The 9620-nt window shown below is 50.3% G+C and carries 7 protein-coding genes; all 7 read left to right on the top strand.

The window, feature by feature from the left end; translation table 11 throughout:
* Positions 1–480: 480 nt before the first annotated feature.
* The 7 genes from WBM93_RS12075 (at position 481) to WBM93_RS12045 (ending at position 9369) form a co-directional block, all read left to right on the top strand.
* On the top strand, positions 481–1755 hold the full coding sequence (locus WBM93_RS12075; protein ID WP_424432118.1) for a cytochrome P450: 1275 nt from the start codon (positions 481–483) through the stop codon (positions 1753–1755).
* Positions 1752–2072, top strand: a complete 321-nt coding sequence (locus WBM93_RS12070) for a 2Fe-2S iron-sulfur cluster-binding protein (RefSeq protein WP_424432117.1) — start codon at positions 1752–1754, stop codon at positions 2070–2072. The genes WBM93_RS12075 and WBM93_RS12070 overlap by 4 nt, the downstream gene beginning before the upstream one ends.
* Positions 2073–2107: 35 nt before the next feature.
* Positions 2108–2749 (top strand): TetR/AcrR family transcriptional regulator, encoded by a 642-nt coding sequence (locus WBM93_RS12065; protein ID WP_424432116.1) that lies wholly within the window; start codon positions 2108–2110, stop codon positions 2747–2749.
* A gap of 63 nt (positions 2750–2812) precedes the next feature.
* Positions 2813–5314, top strand: coding sequence for a TonB-dependent receptor (locus WBM93_RS12060; RefSeq protein ID WP_424432115.1), 2502 nt, complete (start codon positions 2813–2815; stop codon positions 5312–5314).
* A 128-nt stretch (positions 5315–5442) separates the two neighbouring features.
* Entirely contained in the window at positions 5443–6081 is a 639-nt protein-coding gene (locus WBM93_RS12055) for a hypothetical protein (RefSeq protein ID WP_424432114.1), read from the top strand.
* A gap of 25 nt (positions 6082–6106) precedes the next feature.
* Positions 6107–7273, top strand: a complete 1167-nt coding sequence (locus tag WBM93_RS12050) for a glutathione S-transferase family protein (protein WP_424432113.1) — start codon at positions 6107–6109, stop codon at positions 7271–7273.
* 215 nt (positions 7274–7488) lie between these two features.
* Positions 7489–9369 (top strand): DUF3604 domain-containing protein, encoded by a 1881-nt coding sequence (locus WBM93_RS12045; RefSeq protein WP_424432112.1) that lies wholly within the window; start codon positions 7489–7491, stop codon positions 9367–9369.
* The last annotated feature ends 251 nt before the right edge of the window (positions 9370–9620 follow it).

The following is a 9620-nucleotide window of genomic DNA, read 5'->3' as shown; positions in this document are numbered from 1 at the left end:
GCTAACAGTGCTTACATTGTTGTCAATAATTGACAACAAATATTTGCAATCCTAATTTGTAACGGCAACCGCCCCATTAGCGGTCGTTTGGCGCGAAACTTCTGTTACCTGAAAGCCGCCACTAAATCGGACAGAACATGATGGCTCGAAATGGGTCGTAAGCGGACTGCCCGATTTAGGGAGGCAGGGTCGAGTTATCGCCCTTCATCCAGGCTAGATCATCTTGCTTGGAAAATCAGTGGTGTCTTCGCGGAGCGATGGTTCAAGTTTCAAGCAAATCTGATTGATTTTTGCCTGATATTTTGAACTTGAGTTCGAATCAGTTTCAACCACCAAGCCTGGCGAATTCCTTCCGGTTTCCATCAGGGATATTATTAATCAATGACTTAGTCCTTTCTCAGAAAGGAAATTTGACAAGCCCATAATTTGGGTTATTACCCTAAATTGGGTATTTACCCTAATTCGTGGGAGGATTATCATATGGCAAGCTCTGCCCAAGAGACAGGCGTTCCGGATGTCGCAGACCCCTGGACACTTCCCCTGGATAAGATTGACATGAGCAACGGCAATATTTTCGCTGCAAACAAGCATGGTGAATATTTCAAAAGGTTGCGGACCGAAGACCCGGTTCACTATTGTGCAGAAAGCCCGTTCGGTCCCTATTGGTCGATCACCAAATACAAAGATATTGTAGCGGTCGACACTAACCACAAAATATTTTCCTCAAACCGGGACATAGCGCTTGGCGATAATCCTCCGGATTTAGCCACAGGCAGCTTCATCCAAATGGACCAACCCAAGCATGATGTGCATCGAAACGCGGCTCAGCCCGCCGTCGCGCCGAAACAGCTGGCAAATCTCGAAGCGCTGATCCGCACGCGCGTTTGTGCGATATTGGACAGTCTGCCAATTGGCGAGCCGTTCAATTGGGTCGAGCTGGTGTCGAAGGAACTAACCACCCAGATGCTCGCAACCCTGTTTGATTTTCCGTTCGAAGACCGCCATTTGCTTCCGATGTGGTCGGATGCCGTTACCACCACCGCACAGGCGGGCATTACCGGAATCGATGAAGAAAAACGCAAGGAGCTGCTGGGCGAATGCATGACCTATTTCGTCAAGCTCTGGCACAAACGGGCCGGTGAACCACCCCAGCTCGATTTCATTTCGCTGCTTGCACACAATCCCGATACAAAGGACTTGATCAACGATCCGATGGAATTTCTGGGGACGATCGTGCTTCTGATCGTGGCCGGCAACGATACCACCCGCAATTCCATTTCAGGCGGTGTCGTCGCGCTCAATCAGTTCCCGGAGGAATATGACAAGCTGCGCACAGATCATTCTCTTATTCCCAACATGGTGTCGGAGATAATCCGGTTCCAGTCCCCGCTTGGCCATATGCGGCGCAACGCACTGGAAGATATCCAACTTGGCGGCAAGTTGATCAGAAAGGGTGACAAGGTGGTCATGTGGTACGTTTCGGGCAACCGCGATGACGAGGTTATCGAGAACCCTGACCAGTTCATCATCGACCGCTCTCGAGCGCGTCAGCATGTTTCTTTTGGTTTTGGAATCCACCGCTGCATGGGCAACCGGCTCGCCGAAATGCAAATTCGTATATTGTGGGAAGAAATCATGAAACGTTTCAACAATATCGAAATGGTTGGGGAACCCAAAAGGGTTGCATCGAACTTCGTCATGGGATTTGAGAATGTCCCCGTAGTTATTCATGCCGGTTCGGGCGCAGCTCAATGACGAAAATTGTGTTCGTTGAACATGATGGCACGCAACATCCCGTCGAAGCGGAGAATGGAATCTCGCTGATGGAAGCGGCAATCAACAACAGCGTACCCGGAATTGATGCCGATTGCGGCGGCCAATGCGCCTGCGCCACTTGTCATGTTTTCATCCCCAAGGAATGGCCATGCCTGCTCCACAGGCAGGGTGAAATGGAACAGGACATGCTCAACTTAAACGATGACCAGCAAGCCAATTCCCGGCTGGCCTGCCAAATCGAAATTTCAAACGATTTGGATGGCATCAAAATCTATATGCCGGCTTCGCAATTCTAATCGATCAAAAACAAGATGCCCAAGAAGGTAAATCCATGGCCTCAAAGACCCGAACCAAAATAGTCAAGACCGCCAAAAAAATGTTTAACGAACGGCGCTATGGCAATGTCTCGACGTTGGCGATCGCCAGGGAGATCGAGATATCCGAGGGTAATGTCTGGTATTATTTCAACAATAAAAGAGATTTGCTCGACGAGATTACGACCGAGTTTCTGGAGGTTGTTGATCGCCGGTTGGCAATTCTGCCCACCGGCAGTGATGATGTCCTGCAACAATATGCGAAGATGCTGGCGACCTTGGTTGAAGAGTTTCGGAATTACGGTTTCATCTATCGCGATCAGGCAGATTTTGGCGAGCATGCCGACGAACTCCAACTGCGTTTGCCCAAAATTTACGCTGACGGCATTGAGCAGGGCCGTGCGTTTTACCAAGCGATGATCGATGCGGATTTGTTGGATTGGCCGGAAGAACGGCTCGTTACGCTTTCGACAAACGTCACGATCATCCTGCGCTACGATCTGGAATTCCAGCGCGAAAGCGGCACCGACAAACAGGGCGGTGACCCGATTGCGAACACAATCGAGCAGCATTTTTCCCTGTTTGAACATGCCATGAGACCGGACGCTCTGGTGAGGCTGAAAGAGTATATTTCACAGACAAATATCCATGTTCAGTAAGCGGAAGGTCAGAAATATTACGAAACAATCCGTCATAAAATAAGACTAAATGGGAGAATAGGGATGTCATATACGAATAGAATAATCGCAGCGGCTATGTGTTCAACTGTCCTGTCTACACCAGCTATTGCGCAGGATGAGGCGACGGAGACTGTGGATAACAATGTCATCATTGTCACCGCCACCCGACGTGCCGCAGATGTGCAAGACATTCCCATTGCCGTTACCGCTGTGAGCCCGGTTCAACTTGAGAGGCAAGGCGTCATCAACGTGGCTCAGATTACGCAAGTATCTCCAAGCTTTAACAGCCAGAATGCGCAAAATGCCTCGAGCACCAGCACTTTGATCATTCGCGGGCTTGGTACCGGCGGCAATAATGCGGGATTTGAATCCGCGGTAGGTATCTTCATTGACGGTGCGTATCAGTCGCGGCCAGGAATCGCGCTTTCCGAATTTGTCGATGTCGAACGGGTGGAAGTATTGCGCGGACCGCAGGGAACATTGTTTGGCCGCAATACATCGGCGGGCGCTCTCACGATTACCAATAAGCGTCCCGATCTTGACAAATTTGGCGGCTTTGTGAACGCAAGTTATGGCAGTTATGACATGATGAGCATCCAGGGTGCAGTCAATGTTCCACTCGTTAAGGACACGCTAGCGTTTCGGGCGACCGGGGCTTATCGAAAACGTGATGGTTATCTGACGGTGGTAAACCGGGACGGAATGGAACTCGGCAAGTCCAATGAGATCGATCAATATCTTGTGCGTGGCCAGTTGGGTTTTGAAAGCAGCGGTGGTGTCAAAGGGCGGTTGATCACGGATTATTCGAAAAGCACTGCCAATTGTTGTTCGGCAATAGAAGTCTTGGCGTCTCCGATTGAAACAAATGGATTATTCGCAGCCGTCGGCCTCGGCGCGCGGGGCGGCATGGCCGCTCCGGTCAGAGCAGTAAATCCTTTTGATGTTACAACCGCCGAAATTGCAACTGACAATCTGATCGCTACATCAAATATCCTCCCGCGTGGCGATATCGATCAATGGGGCGTAACCGCGGAAGTTGAGGTCCCGCTTGGGGATGCTGCGGACCTTATTTACATCGGCTCCTATCGGGAATTTGACGCCCTGGAATCTTACGATTCCGATTTCTCCGGTCTGGACGTTTTCAACAATGACCGCCAGGTCACCAATATCGATACAATGACACATGAACTCAGGGTTCAGGGGGATTTGTTCGACGGAAAACTGGAATGGCTCGTCGGTGGCTTTTATTCCGATGAGGATATCAGTCAGTCCGTCAGCTTCTCGCTCGGGCAAGATTATGGCGAGCTTATCGGCGCGCTTTTCTTTGCTCCCACAGGCGGGGCATTCGGCGCCAATCCTTTGACAATTCTGTCTGGCGGCGTCGATCCAGCTGGAACCACTGCAACGAACCTGTACACCCAGAAAAGCAAAAGCTGGTCAATATTCACCCACAACACACTCGAAGTCGCTGATGGACTCAAAGTCACCATTGGTCTGCGTTATTCGGATGAATCGAAAAATGGCTCATTCTCCCAACCCGAGGTCAATAATCGGCTTTGTCCCGCAATTTTGGGTGCAATCGGTGCTGGCCGCGTTCCAGCTGCATTGGTCAACAACGTATTCGGCACAGGTTGTTTTGCCTTTACCGCACCAGCCGATTTGCCGCAGTCTGCAGTATTTCCATTGCCACGGTCGTTTGCAGGAACGTTCAAGGACAACGAGCTGATCTATACCGGCAAATTATCCTATGAATTTGCCGCTCCGATCAATGTTTATGCCAGCTTTACCCATGGCTATAAGTCGGGAGGTTTTAACCTTGATTCTACTGCGGCAGCCGGTGGTGCCGATCCGCGCTTTGCGTCCGAAGAAGTTGATTCATACGAAGTGGGGATGAAGGCAAAATTTCTCGATAACGCCGTGACATTGAATGTTGCCGCTTTCTATCAGGAATTCGCCAACTACCAGTTGCTTGAATTTACCGGAGCACAATTCCGGACATTCAATGTCCCGAAAGTGGAATCGCAAGGCGTTGAAATTGAATCAACTATTCGCCCGGATGATCATTTCACTGTGAATTTGGGACTGACCTATGTCGATACCAATTATCCAAATGATTGTGCCGGCGCCTTGGTAACACCCAGCGTGGTGGCGCTATGCGGTAATCCACTGACCAATGCCCCGAAAATTGTGGGAATAGCCGGGGCCACCTATACCAATGATATTGGTGCGAACCTGAAATATTTCTTCAATGGCCAGATGCGACTGGAAAGTGATCGAAGGACATCGGCGCAGGCCATTGATCCGGCCGCATTGCCAGCGCGCAGTCCGCTGCCTTTCGCCGATCAGGACGGTAACATCAAAGTCAACCTTAGGGCTGGTATCGGAGATCAGGAAGACAGGTGGGGATTGGAAGCTTGGGTCACCAACTTGACCAACGAGAGAACGCGAGCCGTGACCTTCAATACTGTTTTACGAACCGGATCTCGTTCCACATTTCCCCAGGAACCCAGAATGTACGGGCTAACGCTTCGTGGCAAATTTTAATTTGCAGTTCTGGAACTGAGGATGGGGAAAGGGTGATGTCTGGGGGGACATTTGCTTCAAAAGGGATCCGTTGAACTTCTTTTGAAGCACCCTTTCTCTGCCATTTTTGGCAAATCGGGAAATATAATATGTCAAAATCAAAACTGGGATTGATCGCAGGACTTGTAATTATTTATGGCTGTTTCTGGATCTGGTACGGTGGCAATGGTGACCAGATTTCAAAGGCTGAGGGTGAATTGCTGCTTGCACGGGTTGAGGCAATGTACGGCGATTCAACAACGCCAGAGCCGAAAAACAGCCTTCGAAAAAACCTGCCTGAGATGATCCGCAACGATGATGGCAAGGAATTTTACGCGATCAATCTGGAAACGATCACACCGGGTAAGAAGGCACGCGAAGAAGAAAATAAATATGCCAGCATCATCCTGCCGCAGCTTCTCAAGCGCGCGGGGCACCCGGTTCTGATCAGCGAGACCGCAGGCCTGATGCTTGGTGACTATGGCCGGAATGTCGATCAGGTCGTTATCGTCCGTCACCGCTCGCTGCGCGACATGATCGAGATGAGCCTAGAGCCCTCTATGAAGCAGGGATGGGTGCATAAATATGGCTCGGTGGACAATGCTGAAGTTTTCATCACTCGTGCGTCAATTGCAATCGCCGATCTTCGATTGATATTGGGCTTACTTGTTATGTTGATCGGCTTCTTTGGCGTTGGTTTTATCAATTGGAAACAGCGGCGGGCGCAAGATCCGGAACTGCAACCATGATTTTCGCCATCAGGAGCATACCGCCATGTTGAAATTACACGGGACGCCAGGATCACTCTATACAGGCAAGGTCAGGAGCTACCTGATCAAGCAGGGCATTCAGTTCGAAAACCGTGCTGCCGGTGATTCGCGGTTCCGCGATGAAATTGTACCCAAGATCGGTCGTTGGATCATCCCTGTGCTTGAATTGCCGAATGGAGAATTTTTGCAGGATAGTTCGGCGATTATTGAGAGACTGGAGTTAGACTATAATGAGCGCTGGCCGACTGTGCCCGTCACACCGCGTCATCAGCTGATCGGTCACCTTTTTGAACTGTTTGGTGGAGAAGGACTTTTACGTCCAGCGATGCACTATCGTTGGAATTTTGACGACACCAATCAGCCATTTATTGCCAACGATTTCATCGGTGGTCTCGCTTCGGTTAACGCTGACTTATCTGAGAAGAAAGCCATATTCCAGTTTGCGGCTCAACGCATGCGCAAGGCCATGAGAAGCTTCGGCGTGTCGTCAGATTCGATCCCGCAAATTGAGTCGGCCTACGAACAGTTTCTTGATCTGTTCGATGCCCATTTGGAAGGCTCTCCATATTTACTCGGGGGAAGACCGACTATCGGTGATTATGGCTTGATTGCATCTCTTTATGCTCATTTAGGGCGCGACCCGGTACCGGCACATCTTATGAAGCGAAGAGCCCACAGAGTGTGGCGCTGGGTTGAACGGATGAACTCCACTGACCTAGACTCTGGCGAATACGGATGGCCTGAAGCAGATCTATTTTCTGATGATGGTGTGCCTGATACGCTAAAGGCCCTGATGCGGTTTATAGCGGAGGATTATCTGCCAGAAGTCCGGGCCTATGTCGGATTTGCAAACAGCTGGTTGGCAGAACGACCGTCTTTGGAGCCCATGACAAGTGGACTAGACCGACAATCTGAGCGGACAATCGGGCAGGTTTTATTTGAATGGCGTGGCGTCACCATAGAGGTAAGTGTCATGCCCTATCGCTTGTGGTTGCTCCAGAAGGTTCAGGATACCATTTCAAATCAGTCGGCTGGTGAAAAAACTGAATTGACTGACTTGTTATCGGAGACAGGCCTTGCCGAAATAGCTACTTTGACGACTACTCGTCGAGTGGAGCGAGTAAACCAACTTGAAGTTTGGGGAACGCCTGCTGTGGCGTCGGTGCTGTAGCGGGGAAATCAACATGCTGGGCCATTCGTGTTTCAAGAGTAATCGCTTGGGCTGTGAGAGTGACGATATGTTTCACCTTAGATCCAATATTAATTGGAATGTTGCCCGACCTGCTTTTGCCAAAACCTAGAATATGACCTGACAGGCCACCTCCGAAACGCTGTGCAGAGAAAGGATTGGATCAAATGAGGCTTCAGAGCGGTAAGGCAAGTGCTTTGAGATTTGCTAGACTGGGACTCGCCATTTCGCTTGTGTCAGGATGCGATCAGGTCCCCGGATTTTCACAATCATCAAGTGACGAAATGGTTGTTGAAACCAAATATCCTGAAAAAGTTCTTTGGGGCGATACGCATCTCCATACTGCAAATTCGCTCGATGCTTTTGGATTGGGAGCACGGCTGGAATCAGAAGACGCCCTGCGCTTTGCAAGTGGAGAAGAGGTGACCTCTACGGGCGGTATCACGGCAAAACTTGATCGTCCGTTGGATTTTCTGGTGATTGCCGATCATGCAGAAGGGTTAGGTGTTACCAAGACCATTTATGACGCGCCCAGATTCCTGCTTCGCGACCCTTTGCTGCGCCGTTGGCACGACCTAATGCACGAAGGACCGGAAGGCTCGATGAAGGCCACCGTAGAACTGATCGACCGGGTATCGAAAAAGACTTTACCAGCTTCGCTCACCGACCCGGCAAAGCAAAAGAAAAATTCCCAATCCATCTGGCGAGCACATACAAAAACGGTTGAGCGGTATAATAATCCAGGAAAATTCACCGCATTTATCGGGTTTGAATATTCGTTGATGCCCGGAGGCAACAACCTCCACCGGGTCGTGATGTTCCGCGATAACAAGGAAAAGGCGGATAAGGTCCTTCCCTATTCGGCGCAGACAGGTACGTCCGCCGCGATGTTGTGGGACTATATGGATAGTTATGAAAAAATCACTGGCGGCAAGCTTCTGGCAATTCCGCACAACAGCAATATTTCAAACGGTCTGATGTTTGAAATGACCAAGCCGGGCGGCGGTCCAATGACCGCTGAAGACGCTCGCCGAAGAGCGAAGCGTGAACCGCTGGTTGAGATTACGCAGATAAAAGGGGACAGTGAAGCGCATCCTTTCCTCTCTCCAAATGATGAATTTGCAAGCTTTGGCATCGACAATTGGGAACTTGGTAATCTCGATATGTCGGAACCCAAGACCAATGACATGTTTGCTGGAGAATATGTCAGGGAGGCCTTGAAACGGGGGCTTGCAATCGAGGCACAAACCGGCGTGAATCCGTATAAATTTGGTTTGATCGGATCAACCGATAGCCACACGGCACTGGCGACCAGCGACGAGGACAATTTTTTCGGTAAACATAGCGGGAATGAGCCGCGAGCGGGGCGCGCTGTCTCGCCGCAAGATATGGGGGCGAACAAAGGTCGTTTCGGATGGCACTATCTGGCGTCAGGCTATGCTGGTGTCTGGGCTAAAGCCAACACACGGGCAGCCATTTTTGACGCCATGATAAGGCGTGAGGTTTATGCGACAACAGGCCCGCGCATGACCGTGCGATTTTTTGGTGGCTGGGATTTTAAGGTCAGCGACCTTGCACGAAACTGGGTGGCCGCCGGTTATGCGCGCGGCGTCCCGATGGGAGCAAATCTCAGATCCAAAAAGGGAAAAGCCCCAAGCTTCATTGTTTCAGCGCTGAAGGACCCAAATGGCGGGAACCTTGATCGGGCGCAGGTCGTCAAGGGCTGGATCGACAAATCCGGGAAGCTGCATGAACAAATATTCGAAGTCATCTGGAGTGATTCTGAATCCCGCCAGTTGGTCAACGGCAAATTACCCTCGGTCGGAGATACGGTAAATTTGGCAACAGCTACCTATGCCAACACGATAGGTGCGCCTGAATTGACCACAGTCTGGACCGACCCAGTATTCGATGCCGAACTCAATGCATTCTACTATGTTCGCGTCCTAGAGATCCCGACGCCGACATGGCCCGCTTATGACGCCGTGCGATATAGAGTCAAAATGCCTAAATCAGTAAAATTGAAATCTCAGGAACGGGCATATACATCGCCCATCTGGTATATACCCAAGGCTTAATTGGGTAATTCCGATCGCGTACGGAAGGGGATAAAGGCGGTTCGGTTTTTAGGCGGCATTAGAGTTCCACATTGACAGAACTCGTCTGATAATATTCCCTGTTTTGACAGAATGCGCATTGGCCCGAATGTCCGCTTTCAAAAATTTGAAAATTGCATGTTTATGACTGGAATTGGGCGCATTGCTATCATGCCCAGCAGCGCGATTGAATGTCAGCTTACGCCAAATAGCATTCCAAAAGCGGACTGTCG

This window comes from Parasphingorhabdus sp. (assembly GCF_049667325.1).
Taxonomy (GTDB): domain Bacteria; phylum Pseudomonadota; class Alphaproteobacteria; order Sphingomonadales; family Sphingomonadaceae; genus Parasphingorhabdus.
This window is presented reverse-complemented; position numbering and strand designations above follow the sequence as displayed.